The sequence below is a fragment of the Catellatospora sp. NPDC049111 genome, from assembly GCF_040648615.1.
Classification (GTDB): domain Bacteria; phylum Actinomycetota; class Actinomycetes; order Mycobacteriales; family Micromonosporaceae; genus Catellatospora; species Catellatospora aurea.
In genome coordinates this window covers 71,312-92,916 of record NZ_JBEZEB010000031.1, presented here as the reverse complement: position 1 = coordinate 92,916, position 21,605 = coordinate 71,312, and the positions used below count along the sequence as shown (strand labels likewise).

Genomic DNA, 21,605 nt, shown 5'->3' with positions numbered 1-21,605 from the left:
CTCTCGCCAACCCCCCCCTGCTTTTTGGGGTAACCTCCCGCATGGCCGGGTCCGTTGGCTGCTGTTGCCCCGAAACTGCGCAGCGGCCTCGGAGCCTCGGCGGTGAACGGGTGAGCCTGGTCGAGGAGGTGTTGGGGCAGGCATGGCGGACCCCGTCGGCGGTGGCGCTGGTCGCGGGCGACGGCGCGGAACTCACCTACGGCGAGTTGCGCCGGCAGGTGCTGTCGGCGCGCCACGGCCTGCGCGAGCACGGCCTGCGCCTCGGCGACGGGGTGCTGTTCTCGGTGCGCCCGTCGCCGGAGTCGCTGGTCCTGGCCATCGCCGTGGTCGCCGCCGGCGGCTGCGTGATCTTCGCCGACCCGGGCGCGGGACCGGAGATGTTCACCGCCCGCATGCGGCTGGCCCGCCCACGCTGGTCGGCCGCCGAATCGCTGCTGTACGCGGCGAGCCGGCTCGGCCCGGTGCGCGCCTACGCCCGCCGCCGGGGCCTGCTCTTGCCGAACCTGTCCGCGCTGGACGTGGCCGACCACGTCTACACCGGACGATGGCTGCCCGGCGTGCCGCCCGGTGCGCTCGCGCTGAACAAGCTGCTCACCGCACTGCCGGCTGAGCCGGATGCGCCCACCGACCCCGATGCTCCGGCCGCAGTCATCTTCACCTCGGGCACCACCGCCCACCCTCGGGCCGTGGTGCACACCGGGGCGTCGCTGTCGGCGGCGCTCGGGCTGCTGCGCGAGCGGGTGCCGCTCGGCCCCGGCGACGTCGTGCACACCGACCAGCTGATGCTCGGCCTGCCCACGCTCGCCTCGGGGGCGCGCTGGTCGCTGCCGCCGCTGACGGGCTCGGCGGCCCTGTTCCGCGAGCACCTGCGGCAGCGGCAGGCGACCCACACCTACTGCGTGCCGGTGCGGCTGGCCGAGGTCCTCGACACCGACCCGGGACCGCTGCCGCCGGGCCTGCGGCACATCCTGCTCGGCTCCGCGCCCGCGCCCGCCGGGGTGCTGCGCCGGGCGGTCGCTGCCGCCCCGCACGCCGAGGTGCTGTCGGTGTACGCGATGACCGAGATGCTGCCCGTCGCCGTCGCCACGGCCGCCGACAAGATCGCCCACGTCGAGCACGGACACCCCGGCGATCTGCTCGGCACACCCCTGCCCGGCGTCCGGACCGCGCTGGCCGCCGACGGCGAACTGCTGCTGGCCGGGCCGAACCGCAGCCCCGGCTACCTCGGCGAGCCGCCGTCGCCCTGGCTGCCGACCGGCGACCTGGCCCGCCTCGACGCCGCAGGCCGCCTGGTGCTGCTCGGCCGCAAGAAGGACATGCTCATCCGCGGCTCGTTCAACCTCTATCCAGGACTCTACGAACCGGCGGTATCGGCCCTGCCCGGCGTCGCCGAGGCCGCGTACGTCGGCGTGCCGGATCCTGAGCACGGCGACGAGCGGGTGGTGCTCGCCATCGTCGCCGACCGCCCGGACCAGGCCGCCGCGCTGCCCGCCCGGCTGCGCCGCGAGCTGCGCGGGATCGTCGACCACGAAGCGCTGCCCGACGACATCGTCGTGCTGCCGCGCCTGCCCCGCACCGGCCGCGCCCACAAGATCGACCGGGCGGCGCTGCGCGACCTGGTGACCACGCCGGACCCGGTGACGCGGTGAGGATCGCGGTGACCGGCGCGTCCGGCTTCGTCGGCGGCGCGGTCTGCCGCGCGCTGTCCGCCGCCGGCCATGACGTCGTCGGCTTCGGCCGCCGCCTCGCACTCGCGCCCGGCCACCTCGGCGCGGCCGCCTACCGGCAGTGGGACCTGACCGGCGGGCCGCTGGCCGACCCGCCCGACGCCGACGCGGTGGTGCACTGCGCGGGCACCGTCTCCGACTGGGGACCGCGCCGGGAGTTCTTCGCCGTCAACGTCGACGGGACCAGCAATGCCCTCGCCACCTGGCCCGACGCGCGGTTCGTGCACGTCAGCACCGCCAGCGTGTACGACCCTCGGCGGCCGACGGTCATGGCGACCGAGGACCAGGCCCCGGCGGGCCGGTACCTCAACGCCTACGGCGAGTCCAAGGCGCAGGCCGAGCGGGTCGTGCTCGCCGCTGTGACGAACCGCCCCGCGATCGTGCTGCGGCCGCACGCCGTCTACGGACCCGGCGACACCACTCTGCTGCCCCGGGTCCTGGCCGCGGTACGCGGCCGACGGCTGCCCGCGGTCGGCGACGGGCGGCAGCCGATCAGCCTCACCTCGATCGGCAACCTCGTACAGGCGTGCTCGCTCGCCGCCCGCGGGCCGGTGGACCGGGGCGTCTTCAACGTCACCGACGCCGCACCCGTCGTCCTCGACGACGCGTTGCGCGCCATCCTCGCCGCCCGCGCCATCACCGCCCGACCGGTGTACCTGCCGCTCGCGGCCGTGTGGCCACTGGCCACCGTCGTGGAAGGGCTCTACCGGCTGGCCCGTTCCCCACGCCCACCACGCCTGACCCGGTACGCGATCAGCCACCTCGCCGTCGAGCGCACGCTGGACATCACCGCCGCCCGCGAGGCGCTCGGCTACCGCCCCGGGCCGACGTCGTTCACCGGCGCGGCCGACTGGTAGTTTGCGCCGTCCTCCTACGGTGCCGTCATGGACCGGGGGATTCTTGTGCTGATCGCCATCGCGGTGCCGGTGTGCGTCGCCGTGGCCGCCGTGTTCGTGGTGTCGCGTCGGCGCCGACCGCGTACGCCGATGGAGGCCGCGCGCCGGGCGGTGCGTGCGGCGTCCCGCGAGAGCAGCCGGCTCGGGCGTTCGGGCCTGCGGGGGAAGGGCTCCGGCAACAACTTCGGTGACTCGAGTGTGCATGGCGGGGACGGCTTGAGCGGCCACTGACCTGCCATGTTCTTCGGCGGCGGGTCAGGCCACCCAGCCGCCGAACGGCAGGTGGCCGCCGCGCCACGCGGTGGTCGTGCCGATCCACGTCTCCAGGGTCATCAGGTCCGGGTGCAGGTCGAACAGCGCGTCGGGCTTGGGCACTGCCGGCCGGGAGTCGATCCAGGCGAACATCCTGGCCAGCTCCGGGTCGAAGGCGCGCAGGTTCTCGGCAGGCAGCCGGGCGAATCGGCCGGGCAGGCCCGCGGCCCGACCGAACGCGGCCGCCATCTCCGGCCCGGTGCGCACGTCCCCGGCGATCTCCAAGATCGCGCCAAGCTGACGGTACGGGTCTTCGAACGCGATCGCCGCGAACTCCCCGACGTCGCGAGCCGCGATCAATGGCAAGGGGGTCTGCGGATGCAGTGCCAGCGGCAGGATCACCTCGCCCCCCGCGATCGCCGGGCGCGTCAGCGTCGTGAAGGTCTCCATGAAGGTCACCGGCCGCAGCACCGTCGCGGGCACCCCCACTTCGCGGATGCGGGCCTCGATCGCCGCCTTGCTGTCGTAGAACGAGACGTCGGTGCCGCTGTCGGCCCCGAACACCGAGCTGTACACCAGGTGCCCGATCCCGGCCCGGTCCGCCTGCTCGACCGCCGAGCGGCCCCGCCGCCGCTCCGCGGCCATGCCCTCGGCGGTGACCAGCGGCCCGTCCATCATCGGCAGCGCGAGGAAGGCGCCGTCCGCCCCGGTCATCGCCGCCCCCACCGACACCGGCTCGTCGAGGTCGCCCACGACGAGCCTGGCCCCGGCCGCCGCCAGCCTGCGAGCCGCGGGAGTGCCCGGATCTCGGACGAAGGCCCGCACGTTCCAGCCGCGCGCCAGCAGAGCCCTGGCCGCCGCGCCGCCCTGCTGCCCGGTCGCCCCGATCACCAGCACGGTCCTGTCGTCTGTGATCATGTCGCCCCCGCCGTCGGGTCCGGGTGCGCGATCCGGGCACCCCTAGACTTTGACGCCTTGCCCCCCGCGAAGGTGGGGCCGCATACCCGGGAACTTTCCCGAGACCGCTCGCAGGATCGCCAGGCATAACGGGGCCATGTCGGGGTATCGGGGCCGGCATGAGTGAGACTGTGCAGACCCGCGGCGACGGCCACGACGAGATCCTCGCGCTCGACACCAACGGCGACGGGCAGCCCGACCTGTGGGCGATCGACACCGACGGCGACGGCAAGGCCGACCTGTTCCAGTCGGACACCAACGGCGACGGGCAGCCTGACGTCACCATGGTCGACCTCACCCAGGACGGCGAGATGGACATCATCGTCGAAGGCGACGGCGGTCACCCAGCGGAGTGAGCCGCCAGGACGTGTGTGCCTGCGCCGGTTTACATCTTTTTTGATGTGGCCACATCAAAAAAGATGTAAACCGGCGCAGCAAGTTGTCGTCTGGCAGCCACCAGGACTGGTTCTGCCGGATCGCGGCCTCGACGCGCAGGGTGAGAGCCGCGAGCCGGTGCCACCTGGGTAGGTTGGCCGGATGCGGTTCATCGTTTACGGGGCAGGCGCGGTCGGCGGCGTGCTCGGCGCGTACCTTCATCTCTCCGGCCAGCAGGTGGTCCTCATCGCCCGGGGCGCTCATCTGACCGCGATCCGCGAGCGCGGGCTGACCCTCGAGGACGCCACCGGCTCGCGCACCATGGCCGTGCCGGCCGTCGCGGGGCCGCGGGAGATCGAGTGGCGCGACGGCGACGTCGTGCTGCTCGGCGTGAAGGGCCAGGACACCGAGGCGGCGCTGCGCGAACTGGCCGTGTACGCGCCCGCCGCCACACCCGTCGTGTGCCTGCAGAACGGCGTCGACAACGAGCGGCAGGCGCTGCGCGCCTTCGAGCACGTGTACGGCATCTGCGTCATGTCGCCGACGACCCACCTGACGCCCGGCGTGGTCCGCGCCGACTGCCACCCCGTCCCGGGCCTGCTCGACGTCGGCCGCTTCCCGTCCGGCGTCGACGCGACCGCGGAGTCGATCGCCGCGGCATTGCGCAAGGCCGGATACGAGAGCGTGCCGCGCCCGGACATCATGCGCTGGAAATACGGCAAGCTGCTGCGCAATGTCGGCAACGCGGTCGACGCCGTGTGCGGGCGGGCCGACGGTGTGCGGGAGATCGTCGGGCGGATCCGGGCCGAGGCGGAGGCGGTGCTGGACGCGGCCGGGATCGCGTACACCCCCGAGGGCGAGGACAACGAGCGCCGGGCCGGCATCCTCAAGGCCGCGGTCGCCGACTCGCGCGGCGGCGGCTCGTCGTGGCAGAGCCTGGCCCGGGGCACCGGCCACATCGAGGCCGACTACCTCAGCGGCGAGATCGTGCTGGTGGCCCGCCTGCACGGGCTCACCGCGCCGTACAACGAGAACGCACGCCGCTGGGCGAACCTGTTCGCCCGCGAGGGGCGGCCGCCGGCGTCGCTGCCGACGGAGCAGTGGCTGGCGACGCTGCCGGCGGACGCCTAGGCCGGCAGCCTCGGGTCCGCACCGGGCGCCGGATCCTCGTCGCCGACCGGATCGATGGTCCCCCAGCCGCAACCGGCGCAGCCAGGACCCGTCGCGGGTGCCGCGCAGCGCCTCGCCGACCACGGCCGAGACGTAGTAGGCCGCGACACCGAGGCAGAGCATGACCCTGACTCCCGCCGGAACCTAGTGGTGCTCGCCCTCGGTCAGCGTCGCGAGCAGGCCCAGCGCCGCGGCCACCGCCGTGATGCCGGCCGCGGTGAGGAACAGCAGCGGCGGCCGGTCCGGGTCCAGGCCTGCGAGCCGAGCAGCCGCACGATCACGTAGGCGATGATGAACACCCTGGTGCGTCCCTCAGCGGCGCCGGGGACCGCAGCAGCCATGACGGCCATGCCGAACCTTGCGGCCCTCGGCGGCCGCCGTCGACATCGCGATCACGCCGCGCACCTCGCACAGGTGCGCGGACGCGCCGGAGTCCCCGACGCGCCCGGTGCGATGGTGGACGCTCGATATACCGGATACCTCCCATATAAGTGCATATGCTGGCGGGGCGGCGGCACGGACGGGGGCACGATATGGAGTTCGGCGTCGGTTACTTCCCGACCCATGACGGCATGAGCCCGGGCGAGGTGGCCCGGCTCGTCGAGGACCGCGGCCAGAACGCGCTGTTCTTCGCCGAGCACAGCCACATCCCCGCGAGCCGGGAGAGCCCGTACCCGGGCGGTGAGATGCCGCCCAAGTACTGGCACTGCTACGACCTGTTCGTGGCGTTGACGGCGGCCGCCGCGGCGACCTCGCGGCTGCGCGTGGGCAGCGGCATCTGCCTGGTCATCCAGCGCGACCCGATTCACACGGCGAAGGCCGTGGCCAGCGTCGACCACCTGTCCGGCGGCCGGTTCGAGTTCGGGGTGGGGGCGGGCTGGAACCGCGAGGAGATGCGCAACCACGGCACCGACCCGAAGAAACGCATGGCGGTCCTGGCCGAGCGGGTCGAGGCGATGAAGGAGATCTGGGCCCGGCACGAGGCCAGCTACTCCGGCGAGTACGTGAACTTCGACCGGATCTGGTCGTACCCGAAACCCGCGCAGTGGCCGCACCCGCCGATCCTGGTCGGCGGCACCGGGCCGACGGTGCTCGACCGGGTGCTGGCCTTCGCCGACGGCTGGATGCCGAACTGGGGCGAGGACGCCGACGTGCTGGAGCGCGTCGCCGAACTGCGCGCCCGCGCCGAGCGGCCGGTCCAGGTGCAGCTGATGTCCGTGCCCGCCGACCCGGCCGTGCTGGAGCGGCTGGCCGAGGCCGGGGTGCACCGGGCCATGCACTGGCTGCCGTCAGGCCCGGAGGGGGTAGTCCAGCGCGGGCTGGAGGAGTGGGAGCGCGCGGTCGGCACGTACACCAAGGGGTGAGCACCGCCCGGGAGCGATTCGCGACCGCGCGGGTCGCCCGGCTCGCGACAGTCGGCCCGTCCGGCGCGCCGCACCTGGTGCCGGTGGTGTTCGCGCTGGTCGGCGACACCGTGTACAGCGCCGTGGACCGCAAGCCCAAACGCACCCTCGCCCTGCGCAGGCTGGCGAACATCGCCGCCGACCCGCGGGTGTGCCTGCTCGCCGACCACTACGACGACGACTGGTCGGCGCTGTGGTGGGTCCGTGCCGACGGGACCGCCCGCGTGCTGACCCCCGACGACCCCGAGTCCGCGGTGGCGCTCGCCCTGCTGACGGAGCGTTATCCGCAGTACGCGACACAGCCGCCACCGGGGCCGGTGCTGGCCGTCACCGTCTTGGCGTGGATCGAATGGAGCGCGTCCGGCGGGCCTCAGTAGCGGCGTTCGCGGCCACGGCGGCCGCGGTTCGCGCGACGATGGTCGAGGTGAGTGCCTCGGCCCCGGCCCGACGCCGGTGGCCCGTGCGGAAGGGGAACGTCATGCCGCAGGACCCGGACGAGAAACGCAACCGCCGGCGCAAGCACGTGACCTCGGCGGTCCGCGACCGGGAGCGCAGGATCGGCGAGGCGGAGGCGAAGGCGACCCGGGTGCCGGGCACCGAAGAGATCCTGGCGATGGAGGCCAAGCGGGCCAGGGCCCGCGCGAAGAAGGAGATCAACTCCGGCCGGATGCTGTCCATGCCGCCCGTGCCGGTCTCCGGTGAGCTCAGCCGCGACGAGCTCTACGAGGAGGCGCGGCGGCGCAACATCAAGGGCCGCTCCTCGATGACCAAGGCCCAGCTGGAGCACGCGCTCCGCCGGTAGTGCGTTGACCTGGGCAGATGCGGCGTCAACGACGTAAGCTGCTGTAGGCACCACACGTATACACACGATGTATACGTGTGGTGTACAGTCCTCGGCATGTCGATCGGTCACTCATTCCTCGGCCTGCTCGAGGGCAAGCCCCGACACGGGTACGACCTCAAACGCGCCTACGACGAGCGCTTCTCACCCGGCCGCCCCCTGCACCACGGCCAGGTCTACGCCACGCTGTCCCGCCTGCTCAAGAACGGCCTGGTCGTCGTCGACGGCCTGGAGCCGGGGGAGGGTCCCGAGCGCAAGCGCTACGCGGTCACCGACGCCGGCATCACCGACGTGCAGACGTGGCTCAGCCAGCCCGAGAAGCCCGAGCCCTACCTGCAGAGCGTCCTCTACACCAAGGTCGTCCTCGCGCTGATGACCGGCCGCCCCGCCGACGAGATCCTCGACGTGCAGCGCACCGAGCACCTGCGCCTGATGCGCGAGGTGACCCGCCGCAAGACCGGCGGCGACCTCGCCGAGCAGCTCATCTGCGACCACGCCCTGTTCCACCTCGAAGCCGACCTGCGCTGGCTCGAACTGACCGCCGCCCGGCTCAACGAGCTGGCCGCCCGAGTCCGCCCGTGACCCCGGACCACCCCCGCAAGGAGAACCACCCCATGACCGAGCCCTTGCTGGTCGGCACCGACCTGTTCAAGATGTACGGCACCACCCCCGCCCTGCGCGGCTCCTCCCTCACCGTCCGCGCCGGGGAGATCGTCGCGGTGATGGGCTCCTCCGGCTCCGGCAAGTCGACGCTGCTGCACTGCCTGGCCGGCATCGTGCGCCCCGACGACGGCACCGTCGTGTACGCCGGCCGCCAGATCTCCGCGATGTCCGACGTCGAGCGCAGCGCCCTGCGCCGCCGCGACTTCGGCTTCGTCTTCCAGTTCGGCCAGCTCGTGCCCGAGCTGACGTGCGTCGAGAACGTCGCCCTGCCGCTGCGGCTGGACGGGGTGCGCCGCAAGGAGGCCGAACGCCGCGCCCGGGTCTGGCTCGACCGGCTGGAGGTCGGCGACGTGGCCGCGAAGCTGCCGGGGCAGATCTCCGGCGGCCAGGGCCAGCGCGTCGCCGTGGCCCGTGCCCTGGTCACCGAGCCCAAGGTGGTCTTCGCCGACGAGCCCACCGGGGCCCTGGACTCCCTCAACGGCGAAAAGGTCATGCAGCTGCTCGGCCAGGCCGCCCGCGACACCGGCGCGGCCGTCGTGCTGGTCACGCACGAGCCCCGGGTCGCCGCGTACGCCGACCGGGAAGTCGTGGTCCGCGACGGCGCCTCGCTGGACCTGGAGCGTGTCGCGTGAGCCCGTCCTGGCTGCGCGAGCTGCTGCTCGGCGCGCGCATGGCGCTGGCCGGCGGCCGCTCCGGGCTGGCCCGCGCCGCGCTGACCGCCGTCGGCGTCGGACTCGGCGTGGCGATGCTGCTCACCGCCGTCAGCATCCCGCACATGATGCAGGCCCGCGGCGACCGCGGCGCGTCCCGCGCCGACCAGAACTACGGCATGCAGGTGGAACGCACCGACCGCAGCACCCTGGTCGGCACCGCCGAGACCGAGTACCGCGACACCCCCGTCCGCGGCCGCCTGGTCCAGCCGGAGGGCTCCCGGCCGGTGGTCCCGCCCGGCCTGACCGCGCTGCCCCGCCCGGGCGAGATGATCGTGTCCCCGGCGCTGGCCCGGCTGCTGGTCACCCCGGAAGGCGCACTGCTGCGTGAGCGCCTGCACTACCCGGTGACCGGCTTCATCGCCGACGAGGGCCTGCAAGGTCCGGGCGAGCTGGCCTTCTACCTGGGCACGGACAAGCTGACCGCGGACACCCCGGGCGTGGGCCGCCGCAACGGCTTCGGCGACGTGAACACCTCCGAGGGCCTGGACCCGGTGCTGCTGCTCCTCGTCGTGATCATCTTCGTGGTGCTGCTGCTGCCGGTCGCGATGTTCGTCGCGTCGGCGATCCGCTTCGGCGGCGACAGCCGCGACCGCCGCCTGGCCGGGGTGCGCCTGGTCGGCGCGGACACCGGCATGGCCCGGCGCATCGCCGCCGGCGAGGCCATGCTCAGCGCGCTGCTCGGCCTCGCGGCCGGCGCGGTGATGTTCCTGGCCGGGCGCTCGTTCGTGGGCTCGGTCGAGCTGCTGGGCATCAGCGTGTTCCCGTCCGACGTCCAGCCCGACCCGGTGCTCGGGGCCCTGATCGTGTTCGCCGTGCCCGCCGCCGCGGTCGTCGTCACCGTGCTGTCCCTGCGCCGCGTCATGATCGAACCCCTGGGCGTGGTACGCCGCGGCGGCGACACCCGGCGCCGGCTCTGGTGGCGGCTGCTCATGCCCGTGCTCGGCGTGCTCCTGCTGCTGCCGCTGGTCGGCAGCGTCAGCAAGGAGGGCGAGGGCTTCAGCGAGTGGCAGGTCATCGGCGGGGTGTGCTTCATCCTGCTCGGCGTGGCCACCCTGCTGCCCTGGCTGGTGCAGTCGGTCGTCCGGCGCATCCACGGCGGACCCGTCGCCTGGCAGCTCGCCGTCCGGCGGCTCCAGCTCGACGGCAGCATGTCGGCCCGCGCCGTCACCGGCGTCGCCGTCGCGGTCGCCGGGGCGATCGGCCTGCAGATGATGTTCGCCGCCGTCGAGGCCAACTACCAGCGCTTCAGCGGCCAGGACGCGACGCGCGCCCAGATCTCGGCCGCCGTCCGGATGCCCAACGGCTGGTCGGACGCGGCCGGGTTCACCGCCCGCCTCGCGGCGACACCGGGCGTCACCTCGGTGCTGCCCCGCAGCATCGTCAGCCTGAACCTGCCCGTCCTGCCCAGCGGCGAGCAGCCGTCCACGCCGCTGACCATCGGCGACTGCGCCGCGCTGCGCAAGCTCGCCGAGATCGGCGACTGCGCCGACGGCGCCACGTACCTCGTGCAGAACCCCGACGTGCCGGTCCCCGCGCCAGGCAGCACGGTCACGCTGAACGAGGACGGCGAGCAAGGCTCCTGGACGGTCCCGGCGGGCGCGCGGCCGGTACGGGGCCTGAACGACCCGATGAACGGGGACACCGTGGGCGTGCTCGCGACGCCCGCGGCGCTGTCGGCGGCGCTGCGCGACCGGCCCCTGCTGCTGCAGGCACTCATCACCGTCGACCCTGCCGCAGCCGACATGGCCGACCGGGTGACCAACACCCGCTGGGAACTCGACCCGCTCGGCACGACCTGGGAACTGCGCTCGACGATCGTCGACAACAAGTTCGCCCAGGTCAGGCGAGGACTGTTCGTCGGAGCCGCGGCGACGCTGCTGCTGATCGGCGCGAGCCTGCTCGTGGTCGTGCTGGAGCAGCTGCGAGACCGCCGCAGGCTGCTGGCCGTGCTGGTCGCGTTCGGCACCCGGCGGCGCACCATGAGCTGGGCGATCCTGTGGCAGACCGCGGTGCCGGTGGTGCTCGGGCTCGTGCTGGCCTGCGCCGCGGGAGTGGGCCTGGGCGCGGTCCTGCTGCGCATCATCGACGCGCCGGTGGCGATCGACTGGGCGGGCATCGGCGTGGTGTCCGCGCTGGCCGGAGCCGTCATCCTGCTGGTCACCGCGCTCAGCCTGCCGGTGCTGTGGCGGCTCATGCGCGCCGAGGGCCTGCGCACCGAATGACGCATCGGAGCTGTTCCGCACCGGATCACCGGTGCGGAACAGCTCCGCTTCGCGCTCGCCCCGAGGACTTGCCGCGGTGGAGGCCGAAATCAGCGGCGGGTCACGGTCAGACTGGACACCCCGGCCACGGCGTCCACGTCGTACCGGTCGGTTGCGGTGTCCCAGCCCGCCGGAGCGAACACGGTGCCACCGGCGATGCCCGAACGGCGAGCGCCGTCGACGGTCACGTTGGCCGCGCCACCGCCGGCGGTGACGCGCACCGGCACGCCGTCGGGGGCGCGTACCACGAAGTCGCTGGACCCGCCGGCCATCCGCACCGTCACCGGCCCCTGCGGTCGGGGCAGGACCGTCTCGATCCGCGCCGAGCCGGCGGTGAAGTCCAGGCCCGCCACCCGCCCGCCGCCCAGGTCCACCAGCGTCTCGTTCGCGCCGCCGGAGAACCGCAGGTCCCAGCGCACCCGTTGGTCGAGCAGGACCTCCACCGCCGCCGGACCCCGCTCGCCGGTGTCGCGCAGATGAAGCTGGTACCGGCCACCGGACTCCACGACGTCGGGCGCGATGCGCGAGTCGTCCGGGGTGCTGATCCGGTACAGGTCTCCGTCGAGGTCCGCCGCGCGCACGGCCAGCGTGGTGGCGCCGCTGACGACGGTCAACGCCGCCGCGTCGAGGTCGCCCCGTGCGGCGGAGACGGCATGCGCCCGGCCGAGCCCGTCGCGCCCCTCGTCACCGTCGGGCCAGGGGGCGCACCCGGTCGCCAGCAGGGTCAAGGTCAGTCCGGCCAGGACGGTGCGTGCTCTCATGATCAGCCGATACCCGGGCGGGGATACGCCTACACCGCCCGCCGCGGAACGCTCCCCGCTCGCGTGTTCACCGGCGTCGTGCGGCAACGGCCCCGGGCAATGGCAGCATGATGGGCATGACGCAGCTGCCCACCCCTTACGTGTCGGTCGATGTCGACGTGCTGGACCGCAACATCGCCCGGATGGCGTCGTTCACCCGCGAACGCGACCTGGCGCTGCGCCCGCACGCCAAGACGCACAAGTGCCTGGAGATCGCGCGGCGGCAGCTCGCGGGGGGCGCGGTCGGCCTGACCGTGGCGACGGTCGCCGAGGCCGAGATCTTCGTCGAGGCCGGCTGCGAGGACCTGTTCATCGCGTACCCGCTGTGGGTGGACCAGGCGCGCGGGGCGCGGCTGCGGGCGGTCGCGGCGCGGGCCGCGGTGCGGGTCGGCGTGGACTCGGCGGAGGGCGCGCAGGCCCTGGCCCGGTACGCCGGTCGCGACGTCGAGGTGATGGTGGAGGTCGACAGCGGCCACCACCGCAGCGGCGTACGGCCCGCCGACGCGGGCGTGGTCGCCCTGGCGGCCGACAAGGCCGGCCTGCGGGTACGCGGCGTGTTCACCTTCCCCGGCCACGGCTACGGCCCGTCGCTGGCCGAGGGCGTCGCCGCCGAGGAGGCCGTGGCGCTGGTGGACGCCGCCGACGCGCTGCGCAAGGCCGGGTTCGAACCCGACGTGGTCAGCGGCGGGTCGACGCCCACCGCGGCCTGGAGCCACGTCGAGGCACTCAACGAGATCCGGCCCGGCGTGTACGTCTTCAACGACGCCCAGCAGGTCGAACTCGGCGTCTGCGACTTCGACGACGTATCCCTGAGCGTGGTCGCGACCGTGGTCAGCCGGTCCGCCGACCACGTGATCCTCGACGCGGGCGGCAAGGTGCTCGGCGCGGACCGGTCCGCGTGGGCGACCGGGCACGGGCGGCTGCCCGACCTGCCCGACGCGCGGATCACCGCACTGTCCGAACACCACGCGACGGTGACCCTGCCACCGGGCGCGGAGCTGCCCGAACGCGGCACGACCCTGCGGGTGCTGCCGAACCACGTGTGCGCCACGGTGAACCTCGCCGACGAGCTGGTCGTCGTCTCCGGCGGCACGGCCGTCGACCGCTGGCCGGTCGCCGCGCGCGGCGCCAACACCTGATTCGGCACCCGGTCCGGGTTTCCGGTAGGGCCGGGCGGGCAAGGCCCGTCCGGCGGAGTCCTGCCGGAACGGCTCTGCCGCCGGCGGCATGCGGTGCCTAAACTCCGCCACATGATCGTTCTTGGTGCCCGAGTGGTGATGCCGTGCTGAGCCGACTGCGCAAGCGCATGGGCTGGTGGTCCGTGGCGGCGGAGGTCTGCGCCGCGGTGGCGGTGATGCACCTGGTCGGTAGGGGCATCGTCGCGCTGCTCGGCGAGGGCACGCCGGTCCGGTGGGATGGGCGGTTCATCGTGGCCGTGTGGCTGGCGACCGCGGTGGTCGCCGCCGTGATCGGCTGGGCGCAGCGGCTCAAGCGGCGCGACGCGATGTGGTACGAGCCGGGCTGGCGGAGCTTCGCCCCGCGCTGGGTGCGGTTCGTGGACGCGGTGGCCGACGTCCTGTGGCTGGCGACGTTCGCCACCACGCTCCTGCTGGCGACCTCCGGGCATGCGAGCCCCGGACAGGCGGCCCTGCTGTACGCCCTGGCGTTCGTGCCCGTGTCCGTCGTGGCGCAACTCGCCAGCCGGTACGAGGACCCGCCCGCGCCCGCCGCCATCGTGGACTGAGCGGGCCGCCGATCGTCATGGGCCAGGTTTGGCGGCGACCCGCATCTGCCAGACCCGGGTCGCCACCGCGACCACCGCCAGCCAGGTCAGGCCGAGCGCCCAGCCGCCGAGCACATCGCTCGGGTAGTGCACGCCGAGGTAGACCCGCGACAGCCCGACCAGGACGGTGCCCGCCGCGGCGGCGACCCAGACCGTCGCCCACACCGTCCGGTTGCTCGTCAGCATGCACACCAGCCACGCCAGCAGCGCGAACCCGACCAGCGAACTGGCGCTGTGCCCGGACGGGAACGAGTACCCGGCCGCGGTCACCACCTGGTCGGGCGGGTTGGGCCGGTCCCGGCCGATGATCTCCTTGATGGCGTACACGATCAGCTGCAGCGCCCCCAGCGACAGCAGCGCCAGGACCAGCGGATACCAGGAGCGTTTGCGCCAGGCCACGACCGCGACGGCGACCACGGCGGCCAGCGTGAGCGCGACCGCGCCGCCCAGGTCGGTGATCGCGATCTGCAGCCGGGTCAGGCCCAGGGTGCGGTGCCCGGCCAGCCATTGCACGGCGGGCCGGTCGATGACGGTCAGGTCGTCGGAGTCGACGACCGCGTCGAGCACCTCCACGAACACCGACGCCAGCGTGAACACCAGCGCGGCCCCGATGACCAGCAGCACGACCTCGGCGGCGACCCGGGCGGTCAGCCAGGTGAACGCGGCCCGCCCGTGCCTGTCCGAGGCCTGCGTCCAGCGCCGCCCGGCGAGGTACGCCGCCCCCGGCCGCACCGCGCACACGACCGCGTACGCGGCCACCACCAGCACCGCCGCCACGCCCAACCCGAGCAGCACGCTCCCGGCCATACCCGCTCCTCTCCGCCGGAAGCCATTCGATCAGAACCGGCTGGACGAAACCTGGCAACGGGCCGCACCGTTATCGGCAAGCGGACATCGCCGCTGCCCGTGATCCGACTCCCGCGATGTGGAACACCGCTTCCGGTGGACCTACCGTCAGGGCCATCCCGCGGCCCGAGCCGTGGAATCCCGAGTCACGGGAGGGACGATGCCCGCCTTTGGACGCCTGGGAAGACGCCCGCCGCGCCGCGCCGGCGACACCGAAGCGCTGCTGGAACGCATCCGCCGCGGCGTCATCGGCGACGACCTGGTCGTGCCCGGCCCCTTCGGGCCGCGACGGCTCGTCTACGCCGACTACACCGCCTCCGGGCGGGCGCTGTCGTTCGTCGAGGACTTCATCCGCCACCGCGTACTGCCGACCTACGCGAACACGCACACCGAGGCGACGGCCACCGGGCGGCGCACCACCGCGCTGCGCGAGCAGGCGCGCCGCACGATCCACCGGTCGGTCAACGGCGGCGAGCACGATGCGGTCGTGTTCTGCGGCACCGGGGTCACCGGCGCGGTCGACCGCCTGATCCGGGTGCTCGGCCTGGTCCCGGGCGGGCCGCGCACCGCCGATCCGGCGCGTCGGCCGGTCGTGTTCGTCGGCCCGTACGAGCACCACTCCAACGAGCTGCCGTGGCGGGAGTCGGACGCCGACCTGGTCACCATCCGCGAGGCGGCGACCGGGGGAGTCGATCTCGACGACCTGGCCGCCCAGTTGCACGCGTACGCGGACCGCCCGCTGCGGATCGGCAGCTTCTCGGCGGCGTCCAACGTGACCGGCATCCTGACCGACGTCGACGCGGTCACCGCCACCCTGCACTCCCACGGGGCCCTGGCCTGCTGGGACTACGCCTCGGCAGGGCCGTACCTGCCGATCGACATGAACCCGCCCGGCGACCCGGCCGCAGCCAAGGACGCGGTGTTCCTCTCGCCGCACAAGTTCGTCGGCGGCCCCGACACCCCCGGGGTGCTGGTCGCCAAGCGGGCGCTGTTCGCCAACCCGGTTCCGGCCGTGCCCGCCGGCGGGACGATCCTGTTCGTCAGCCCGACGACCGTGTCCTACCACCCGGACCCGTCGATCCGAGAGGAGGGCGGCACCCCGGCCATCGTCGGCGCGGTCCGGGCCGGGCTGGCCTTCACCGTCAAGGACGCCGTCGGCACCGCCGAGATCGCCCGCCGCGAGGCCCGCCACCTGCGCCGCGCGCTCGCCTCCTGGAACGAGGACCCCCGCATCGAGATCCTCGGCAACCGCACCGCGCCCCGGCTGGCGATCGTGTCGTTCGGCCTGCGCCACCGATCGGGCCTGCTGCACGGCAACTTCGTCGCCGCGCTGCTCAACGACCTGTTCGGCATCCAGGCGCGCAGCGGCTGCTTCTGCGCGGGGCCCTACCTGCACCGCGACTTCCCGATCGGCGAGCGCTGGTCGCGGCGCATGGAGCAGGAGATCCTCGACGGTCGCATGGGCGCGAAACTGTCGTTCACCCGCATCGGCTTCCCCTACTTCGCCGACGACGCCGTCGTCCACTACCTGGTGCAGGCGGTCCGCCTGCTCGCCGAACACGCCTGGCGGCTGCTGCCGCAGTACACCTTCGACCCGGTCACCGGCCTGTGGGCGCACCACCGGGCTCCTGCCGAGCCGCCGGTGCTGCTTACCGAGGCCCTGTCCGCCATCACCGCCCCGCGCCCGCGCCCCGACCGCCTCGACCGGGTGCTGGCCGGGCAGCTGGCGGCCGCCAGGGGGATCTTCGCCGCGGCGAGCCTGCCCCGCCCGCGGGCCGGGGACGGCTGCGCCTTCGAGCCGATCCGGTGGTTCCCGCTGCCCGACGACGGCCCGGACGCCGTGCCGCCGGCGTGCCCGCCCTCCGGCACCGCCGGTGACCTGTAGAGACTGTGTACCGCCGATGTAGCGGCGCTGCCTAGCCTCGCCCACGGAGATCAAATCAGGCCGGCCCGGGTGTCCGGGCTCGCCGCACAGTGGGGAGGGCCCGAATGGTCACCAGGAGACGGCTGATGGGCGGCACGCTCGCGGGCGTGTTGGCCGCACCGGTCGCGGTGTGGGCGGGGCAGGCGTCGGCCGCGCTGCCGACGGTCGACATGGAGGCGGTCGTGAAGGCCGCGCAGATCGACCCGCGCCGCGCCGACTCGGCGATCACGCCCGGCAGCCGCGACAGCGTTCTGCTCGTGGAGAGCGCATTGCAGGCCAAGGGGCTGCTCGCGGCCTCATACGTCGACGGGCACTTCGGCACCAAGACCATCGACGCGTACGCGGCCTGGCAGCGCTCGCTGGGTTACACCGGCCTCGACGCCACCGGCCTGCCCGGCCCGACCTCGCTCACCAAGCTCGGCGAGCGGCGCTTCACCGTCGTGCGGCCGCTGTCGCCCGGTGCGCAGAGCACCTTCCGGGGTATGCCGGTCAACGCCCGTACCAAGGCGATGCTGCTGGAAGCCGAACTGCTGCTCGGGCGGCAGTTCGCCATCACGCAGGGCTCGTACAGCCCGGGGGAGGACCCGACGTCGGCGGGCACCCACGACGGCGGCGGCGCGCTCGACCTCGCCGTGGACGCCATGACCTCGGCGCAGCGCACCACGGCCGTGCGGCGGCTGCGCCAGGTCGGTTTCGCCGCCTGGCTGCGCACCCCGTCCCAGGGCGACTGGCCGTACCACATCCACGCGATCGCGCTGGCCGACACCGACCAGTCCACCCCCGCCCGCAACCAAGCGGGCGACTACTACCTCGGCCTCAACGGCCTGGCCAACCGCGGACCCGACGACGGGCCCGCGGTCGAGCCGAAGGTCACCTGGGAGCAGTACCTGCGGGCGTGACGGGGATCTGGATGTTGAGTCGTGGGGCCGCGTCGAGCAGCTGCTCGTGGTGCTTGGTGATGACCGGCAGCGCGTCCTTGGCGAGCTGTACGACCGCCGGGTCCTGACCCTTCGCGATCTCGGCCTGCGTGGCGGCCATCGCCGCCGCGTGGGCCTTGAGCTGCACCGGCACCCAGGCCTGGTCGAACAGTGCGCCGTCGAGCTGCTCCAGCTGCTGGATCACGACCTGCTGCTCCGAGTTGGGCATGTTCGGCAGCGCGACCCCCTGCTGCTGGGCCACGGACATCAGCGCGTCGTCGAGCTTCTGGTGATCGGCCTTGAATTCCGCGCCGAGCCGCACCACGATCGGCGAGGCGCCCTCGTGGGTCGCCGCCAGGTTGCTGATCGCGATCTCGGTGAGGTTCGCCTGGTGCGCGGCGATCAGGTAGGCGTTGTCCACCGGTGCGCGGGTGGCGGCAGGGGCAGCGGTGACCGGCCCCGCCGTGGTGAGCAGTCCGACGGCCAGCGTCGCGGCCAGCACGCCCATGTTTCGCATGAAGCCCATGGCCGTCTCCTCTGTCGAGTTCCCGAATCCGGCTCGCCACTCACCATGCTTGCAGGTTTGTGCTGCCCGCAGGCTGCATCGCGGTCCAAATCCGAACGCGTGCCAAGGGCGACCCCCACCGAATCGGTCAACGGCTCCGAATCGGCGTGAACGGGCCGTTGAGCGTGGCGCTCCCGTTCCCGAGGCCGGCCCGGATCGGGGCGGCCTCGGCCGCCGAGCCTGTGCGACGGCGCGAGCCCGCGCTGACCGCGTCAGTCCTCGCCGGACACGACGGCGGTGCCGAGAACGACTTCGGCCAGCGCGGCGAGGGTGGCGCTACCTGTCTCCAGGTAGCCGTCGTGGCCGCTTACGCCGTCGGTCGGCAGCAGGCGCGCGCCGAACTCGGCGTTGCCGGGGCGTCGGCCGTGGCCCAGGCCGAGCACGCGCACCCCGGGCACGCGGCGGATCCAGTCGGTCGGAGCCTCCGCGGCCCACACCCGCGCACCGGTGCCCAGATCGGCGACGTCGTCGTGGCCCATGCCGGGGCTGCCGATCGCGACCAGGTCGCCGACCTGCGTGGGCAGCGCGCTCGCGGCCAGGCCCAGCACTGTCGAGCCGTAGCTGTGCCCGACCAGCGTGATCGCGACCGCCGGACGCTCGCGCACCAGCCGCCCGACGAACCGGGTCAGTGCCGCCGCCCCGGCCGCGGCACTGGACTCGGTGACGATGTCGAGGCCCCAGCCGTCGGGCGGGTCGTAGCCCAGCCAGGCCACCACCGCGACACGGGCGGGCGGCGACCGGCGTCGCAGTTCCGCGTACAGCTGCCGGGCCTGCACCGCCGGGGCACGCCGGGCGACGCCGCCGAGGCCGCGGTCGAAGTCGGCCAGGGTCGTGCCGACACCCGGCACCAGCACCGCGACCCGTTCCGCGCTGGACAGGTCACCCAGCACCTCGGCGGCGAAGCCGTCGCCGGACGGGTCGAACAGCAGGAAGCGGCGACCGGCGGCCGCCCATCCGGCATACGGCTCACCAGCGGCGGTCATCGCCGCGGCGGCCTGCGCGTAGTCGACGGAGACCGGCAGCGGCACGGTCGCGGGCGCGGCTACCAGTCCGAGCGCGAGCGCGCTGACCGTGCCGACGGAAAGGAGACGGGATCGCATGAGCGCCACCGTCCGCGGCAGGCCACCGCGCAGGCGTCCCGCTGCGGAGCCATTCCCGGGCCCCTACGGCCGTACTACTCCCCGGCGGCGACCAGACCGGACTCGTACGCCAGCACCACCGCCTGCGCCCGGTCCCGCAGCCCGAGCTTGCCGAGCACCCGGCTGACATGCGTCTTGACCGTCTGCTCGGCGAGCACCAGCAGCTCGGCGATCTCCTGATTGGACATGCCGCGGGCGATCAGGCGCAGCACCTCGGTCTCGCGCGGGGTCAGCCCGTTGAGCGCCACCGGCCGGGGCCGGTCGGCCCGAGGCCGGGACGCGAACTCGGCGATCAGCCGCCGCGTCACCGACGGGGCGAGCAGCGCCTCACCGCCCGCCACCACCCGTACCGCGTGGATCAGGTCGGCGGCCGGGGCGTCCTTGAGCAGGAAGCCGCTGGCCCCGGCCCGCAGCGCCTCGTACACGTAGTCGTCGAGGTCGAACGTGGTCAGGATGATGACCTTGGGGCGGTCGCCCCCGGCCAGCCGCCGGGTGGCCTCCAGCCCGTCCATCACCGGCATGCGCACGTCCATCAGCACCACGTCGGGGTCCAGGCGGCGGGCCGCGGCCACCCCCTCGGCCCCGTCGGCGGCGTCGCCGAGCACGACCAGGTCGGGCTGCGCGGCCAGCAGCGCCCCGAAACCCTGCCGCACCATGGCCTGGTCGTCGACGATCAGGACCTTGATCAATGAACTCCTCCGTCCGGCAGCAGCGCCGTCACCGCGAACCCGCCGTCGCCGCTCGGCTCCGCGGTCAGCTCGCCGTCCAGGATGGCCACTCGTTCCCGCATCCCGACCAGGCCGTGGCCTGGTCCCTCGGGGCGTGCGGGCCGGCCGGTCGGCCGCCCGTTGCGCACCTCGACCCGCAGGCCCTGCCCGCCGGAGGCCAGGGACACGTCCACCCGCGCGCCGGGCGCGTAGCGGGCCGCGTTGGCCAGCGCCTCCTGCACGATCCGGTACGCCGTCAGCGCCGATGCCTCGCCGACCGGGCGCAGCGGCAGCTCCATGGCCAGGTGCACGTCGACGCCCGACGCGCGCGCGTCGTCGACCAGCGGGCCCAGTTCGGCCAGGCCCGGCTGGGGCGCGGTGAGCGCCGGATCGTCGGCCTGGCGCAGCACCGACAGCAGCCGTCGCATGTCGTCCAGCGCCGTACGCGCCGACGCGGCGATCTCGGTGAACTCGTCCTTGGCCGGTCCGGTCAGGTCGGCGACGCGATACGGGGCGGTCTCGGCCCGGACGGCGATCATCGACATCGAGTGCGCGACCACGTCGTGCATCTCCCGGGCGATGCGGGTGCGTTCCTGCAGCACGGTACGGCGGGCCTGCTCCAACTGGTTGAGTTCGGCCTGCTCGGCCAGCGCCCGCTGGCTGCTGCGCCGCCTGCGCACCTGGTCGCCGACCAGCACGATCGCGGTCAGCAGCACGGTCACGCCCCAGGCGTTGCCGCGGTTGGGCACGTACATCCACACCGGCAGCAGGCTGAGCGCCAGGCACCAGGCGCTCACCCCGACGTCGGCGCGCACCGCGACGAACCAGAGCACCGCCAGGAACGCCAGGATCTGCACCGGGTTCCACGGCCACGGCTCCGGCGGGGCATGACCGGCCACCCCGAGGAACAGCCCGACCAGGGCGATCCGCCAGGCCATCAGCGGCAGGTGCGAGGCCAGGACGGCCAGCGCCGCGGGCGCGGTCCCGACCGCGGCCAGCAGGATCGCGGTGTTGGCGGCCAGGTGCCGGGTGTCGGTGAGGTACTCGTAGGAGGCGCCGGCCAGCCCTACCAGTGCCAGCAGCAGCACTGGGACGGCGAACGCCCGGACCCGTCGCCACCGTCGGCCCGCCGACCGGACGGGCGGGTAGTCCGCACCGATCAGCAGCCGCCGCAGGTCACCGAGGCCACCCGGCCGTTTCACGTTCTCCACCGCCGGAAGCCTACGGCGCGGTCGGGGCGGCGGTCGTCATACCCGGGAGCCATCCGCAGGCCGTACCCGGGTAGCGGTCGGCGGCTGTTCCCCGGACGTTGTCCCGGTCTACTCCCACCGGTCAGCCGTACTCGGTACCAAGACCACGTCCACCCTCGGTTGGGAGCGCTCATGTCCTTCGCCACCCGGGCGATCGCGGGAGCCGGCGCCGCCGGACTCGCCGCGGCGCTCCTGCTCGCCGGCCCCACGCAGGCCGCCGACATCGCATCGGCGGAGATCTCCGCCGTCAGCGCCGGCACTATGTTCCCGCCCGGCTGCGGGGCCGGGGGCCTGCCCGCCGCCGACGCGGAGGGCACCATGATCGTCGCGGCCGGTTTCCTGGTGCTGGCGCTCGGCGCGGGCCTGTTCCGCCTGGCCCGACGGCGCCGCCCCATGGCCTGAGCGAGCCGAGGGGC

At 73.8% G+C, this 21,605-nt stretch carries 23 protein-coding genes; 16 read left to right on the top strand and 7 right to left on the bottom strand.

Annotation, left to right across the window (positions count from 1 at the left end; all coding sequences use genetic code 11):
- The first annotated feature begins 110 nt into the window (after positions 1 to 110).
- The 3 genes from AB0B66_RS31205 to AB0B66_RS31195 are packed head-to-tail and all read left to right on the top strand — an operon-like array spanning position 111 to position 2,854.
- The gene (locus AB0B66_RS31205) at positions 111 to 1,649 is read left to right on the top strand and encodes a class I adenylate-forming enzyme family protein (protein WP_360536698.1); all 1,539 of its coding nucleotides are present in this window, start codon (positions 111 to 113) and stop codon (positions 1,647 to 1,649) included.
- On the top strand, positions 1,646 to 2,584 hold the full coding sequence (locus AB0B66_RS31200) for an NAD(P)-dependent oxidoreductase (protein WP_360536696.1): 939 nt from the start codon (positions 1,646 to 1,648) through the stop codon (positions 2,582 to 2,584). Before AB0B66_RS31205 ends, AB0B66_RS31200 begins: the two co-directional genes overlap by 4 nt.
- A 27-nt stretch (positions 2,585 to 2,611) precedes the next feature.
- Positions 2,612 to 2,854 carry a hypothetical protein gene (locus tag AB0B66_RS31195; protein WP_360536694.1) on the top strand — a complete coding sequence of 81 codons (243 nt, stop codon included), beginning with the start codon at positions 2,612 to 2,614 and terminating at the stop codon, positions 2,852 to 2,854.
- Between the two features lie 24 nt (positions 2,855 to 2,878).
- On the opposite strand, the gene AB0B66_RS31190 is transcribed toward AB0B66_RS31195, so the two are convergent.
- Positions 2,879 to 3,793, bottom strand: coding sequence for an NmrA family NAD(P)-binding protein (locus AB0B66_RS31190; protein ID WP_360536692.1), 915 nt, complete (start codon positions 3,791 to 3,793; stop codon positions 2,879 to 2,881).
- Positions 3,794 to 3,951: 158 nt separating this feature from the next.
- Between AB0B66_RS31190 and AB0B66_RS31185 the strand changes: the two genes are divergently transcribed.
- The 8 genes from AB0B66_RS31185 (at position 3,952) to AB0B66_RS31150 (ending at position 11,219) form a co-directional block, all read left to right on the top strand.
- On the top strand, positions 3,952 to 4,188 hold the full coding sequence (locus AB0B66_RS31185; protein ID WP_203693740.1) for a hypothetical protein: 237 nt from the start codon (positions 3,952 to 3,954) through the stop codon (positions 4,186 to 4,188).
- Positions 4,189 to 4,369: 181 nt separating this feature from the next.
- Positions 4,370 to 5,338, top strand: a complete 969-nt coding sequence (locus AB0B66_RS31180) for a 2-dehydropantoate 2-reductase N-terminal domain-containing protein (RefSeq protein ID WP_360536690.1) — start codon at positions 4,370 to 4,372, stop codon at positions 5,336 to 5,338.
- Positions 5,339 to 5,910: 572 nt separating this feature from the next.
- Complete coding sequence (locus tag AB0B66_RS31175) at positions 5,911 to 6,741, top strand: LLM class F420-dependent oxidoreductase (RefSeq protein WP_360536688.1); 831 nt, start codon at positions 5,911 to 5,913, stop codon at positions 6,739 to 6,741.
- Positions 6,738 to 7,157, top strand: a complete 420-nt coding sequence (locus AB0B66_RS31170; protein WP_360536686.1) for a TIGR03668 family PPOX class F420-dependent oxidoreductase — start codon at positions 6,738 to 6,740, stop codon at positions 7,155 to 7,157. The genes AB0B66_RS31175 and AB0B66_RS31170 overlap by 4 nt, the downstream gene beginning before the upstream one ends.
- 101 nt (positions 7,158 to 7,258) lie before the next feature.
- Complete coding sequence (locus AB0B66_RS31165; protein ID WP_360536684.1) at positions 7,259 to 7,582, top strand: plasmid stabilization protein; 324 nt, start codon at positions 7,259 to 7,261, stop codon at positions 7,580 to 7,582.
- A 96-nt stretch (positions 7,583 to 7,678) separates the two neighbouring features.
- Complete coding sequence (locus AB0B66_RS31160) at positions 7,679 to 8,203, top strand: PadR family transcriptional regulator (RefSeq protein ID WP_155385145.1); 525 nt, start codon at positions 7,679 to 7,681, stop codon at positions 8,201 to 8,203.
- A gap of 32 nt (positions 8,204 to 8,235) precedes the next feature.
- Positions 8,236 to 8,916 (top strand): ABC transporter ATP-binding protein, encoded by a 681-nt coding sequence (locus AB0B66_RS31155; protein WP_360536681.1) that lies wholly within the window; start codon positions 8,236 to 8,238, stop codon positions 8,914 to 8,916.
- Positions 8,913 to 11,219, top strand: coding sequence for an ABC transporter permease (locus AB0B66_RS31150; RefSeq protein ID WP_360536679.1), 2,307 nt, complete (start codon positions 8,913 to 8,915; stop codon positions 11,217 to 11,219). Before AB0B66_RS31155 ends, AB0B66_RS31150 begins: the two co-directional genes overlap by 4 nt.
- Before the next feature lie 89 nt (positions 11,220 to 11,308).
- On the opposite strand, the gene AB0B66_RS31145 is transcribed toward AB0B66_RS31150, so the two are convergent.
- On the bottom strand, positions 11,309 to 12,019 hold the full coding sequence (locus AB0B66_RS31145; RefSeq protein WP_360536677.1) for a hypothetical protein: 711 nt from the start codon (positions 12,017 to 12,019) through the stop codon (positions 11,309 to 11,311).
- Between the two features lie 116 nt (positions 12,020 to 12,135).
- Between AB0B66_RS31145 and AB0B66_RS31140 the strand changes: the two genes are divergently transcribed.
- Together AB0B66_RS31140 and AB0B66_RS31135 are read left to right on the top strand one after the other, a co-directional pair.
- A complete protein-coding gene (locus AB0B66_RS31140; RefSeq protein WP_360536675.1) occupies positions 12,136 to 13,197 on the top strand; it encodes an alanine racemase in 1,062 nt (353 codons plus the stop codon).
- A 143-nt stretch (positions 13,198 to 13,340) separates the two neighbouring features.
- Positions 13,341 to 13,802, top strand: coding sequence for a hypothetical protein (locus tag AB0B66_RS31135; protein ID WP_360536673.1), 462 nt, complete (start codon positions 13,341 to 13,343; stop codon positions 13,800 to 13,802).
- A 15-nt stretch (positions 13,803 to 13,817) separates the two neighbouring features.
- Here AB0B66_RS31135 and AB0B66_RS31130 read toward each other — a convergent pair whose 3' ends face one another.
- On the bottom strand, positions 13,818 to 14,648 hold the full coding sequence (locus tag AB0B66_RS31130) for a phosphatase PAP2 family protein (RefSeq protein WP_360536671.1): 831 nt from the start codon (positions 14,646 to 14,648) through the stop codon (positions 13,818 to 13,820).
- A gap of 199 nt (positions 14,649 to 14,847) precedes the next feature.
- On the opposite strand from AB0B66_RS31130, the gene AB0B66_RS31125 reads away from it, so the two are divergent.
- Together AB0B66_RS31125 and AB0B66_RS31120 are read left to right on the top strand one after the other, a co-directional pair.
- Positions 14,848 to 16,572: an aminotransferase class V-fold PLP-dependent enzyme gene (locus AB0B66_RS31125; RefSeq protein ID WP_360536669.1), complete on the top strand. Its 1,725-nt coding sequence runs from the start codon at positions 14,848 to 14,850 to the stop codon at positions 16,570 to 16,572.
- A 104-nt stretch (positions 16,573 to 16,676) separates the two neighbouring features.
- Positions 16,677 to 17,510: a peptidoglycan-binding protein gene (locus AB0B66_RS31120; RefSeq protein WP_360536667.1), complete on the top strand. Its 834-nt coding sequence runs from the start codon at positions 16,677 to 16,679 to the stop codon at positions 17,508 to 17,510.
- Here AB0B66_RS31120 and AB0B66_RS31115 read toward each other — a convergent pair.
- From AB0B66_RS31115 to AB0B66_RS31100, 4 genes are all read right to left on the bottom strand, one after another.
- The gene (locus AB0B66_RS31115) at positions 17,482 to 18,054 is read right to left on the bottom strand and encodes a DUF4142 domain-containing protein (RefSeq protein ID WP_360536665.1); all 573 of its coding nucleotides are present in this window, start codon (positions 18,052 to 18,054) and stop codon (positions 17,482 to 17,484) included. The two genes, AB0B66_RS31120 and AB0B66_RS31115, sit on opposite strands and share 29 nt — an antisense overlap.
- Before the next feature lie 251 nt (positions 18,055 to 18,305).
- Positions 18,306 to 19,193, bottom strand: a complete 888-nt coding sequence (locus AB0B66_RS31110; protein WP_360536663.1) for an alpha/beta hydrolase — start codon at positions 19,191 to 19,193, stop codon at positions 18,306 to 18,308.
- A gap of 74 nt (positions 19,194 to 19,267) precedes the next feature.
- Positions 19,268 to 19,921, bottom strand: a complete 654-nt coding sequence (locus tag AB0B66_RS31105) for a response regulator transcription factor (protein ID WP_360536661.1) — start codon at positions 19,919 to 19,921, stop codon at positions 19,268 to 19,270.
- Positions 19,918 to 21,150, bottom strand: a complete 1,233-nt coding sequence (locus AB0B66_RS31100) for a histidine kinase (RefSeq protein WP_360536659.1) — start codon at positions 21,148 to 21,150, stop codon at positions 19,918 to 19,920. The genes AB0B66_RS31105 and AB0B66_RS31100 overlap by 4 nt, the downstream gene beginning before the upstream one ends.
- Before the next feature lie 171 nt (positions 21,151 to 21,321).
- Here AB0B66_RS31100 and AB0B66_RS31095 point away from each other — a divergent pair, with 171 nt between their 5' ends.
- Entirely contained in the window at positions 21,322 to 21,591 is a 270-nt protein-coding gene (locus AB0B66_RS31095) for a hypothetical protein (RefSeq protein WP_360536657.1), read from the top strand.
- Positions 21,592 to 21,605: the final 14 nt, after the last annotated feature.